The organism is Phormidesmis sp. 146-12, from assembly GCF_052939495.1.
The window spans coordinates 1-1,132 of the sequence record NZ_JBJPHS010000262.1; the positions used below are offsets into that span (position 1 = coordinate 1).

At 47.3% G+C, this 1,132-nt stretch carries 1 pseudogene; it reads right to left on the reverse strand.

The window, feature by feature from the left end:
• Positions 1–520 precede the first annotated feature (520 nt).
• Positions 521–1,078 (reverse strand): annotated as a pseudogene (locus ACKFKF_RS35135) (transposase); the annotation flags it as partial.
• Positions 1,079–1,132: the final 54 nt, after the last annotated feature.

Sequence of the window (1,132 nt, forward strand, 5' to 3'; positions counted from 1 at the left end):
AAGGGATCGATAGCTTTCTTGTCCATCCCCTCAACTAAAAACTGTCCGAACCATTATTCGATGAGCAGGGGCTTGATTTCTATCATGCCTTGGCTACCTTAGCGGGATCGCAGTTGCCTTCTATCCCCAAGACTTACTTGAGCAGAAGCAATGGCTCACTCGCAGTTGTCATCAGATCAAGCATGACTCTGGAGGGGAGACTCAATATGAACAGATGCTTGAGCTATCCCACCTTAAACCTGTTAGAGGGTCTCAAGAGAATTTAGAGGGGCGCTGACTTGCTTTGAGAACATCGCCATCAGATGGACGATGCCTTTTACGGTGAACAGCAGTATTCGATCGATAGTGTCACCGAAGTGGCTTGCAAAACCGTGATAAACAAAGTCTATGTGGTTCCGGCATGCGATGGTGGAGGACCGACGCATTGGTATTACTGAGTTTAAGAACGTTGGTAGCCCTAACTCGCTGGAGTCAATTCTGAGATAAGGGACGTGTGTGAAAATGAGATACTAGTAGTCAGTCAAGAATTAATTGACGGGTAAAGGCGATGCAACTTTACCCTCGCACCTGCGGTTGTAAACTGCCAGTTAATCCAGGTCTGTTCTTGATTACGCTGCTCCTGCCAAGCGTCTACTTCGGTCTTCAGAGTACTAAAATCAGCAATGCGACGATCTAAACACTGACGGTTAAGCACACTCAGTTAAATCTCTGCCATGTTTAACCAACTCCTATGGTTGGGAGTCTGACAGAATTCCAATTGCTGAAGGATTCGTTGGGCTTCTGCGGGTTCAAAGGTTTTGTACAAGGATGCAGGGGAGTAGGTGTTGAGATTGTCTTGCACCACCGTAATTTTGGTAGCGTCTGGATAATCGAAATCGACCAATGCCTTGAGCAAGTGAGCATAATCGACTGCGTTGCGTTGCTGTGTCGCTTCCACTCGTCTCCGTCCAACTATTGGCTCACACACCATAAACAAATTGGCAGTTCCGTTGCGCTCATACTCATAATCGATGCGTTCAGGCACACCCGGTTGGGCTGGAATCGGAATCCCCGTTTCTTTGACAAGTTGCTTGGTTGATTAGACCTTTCCGAGAATTTACAAGCGAGACTGCTGCTGGGTTTGAGGTCATTC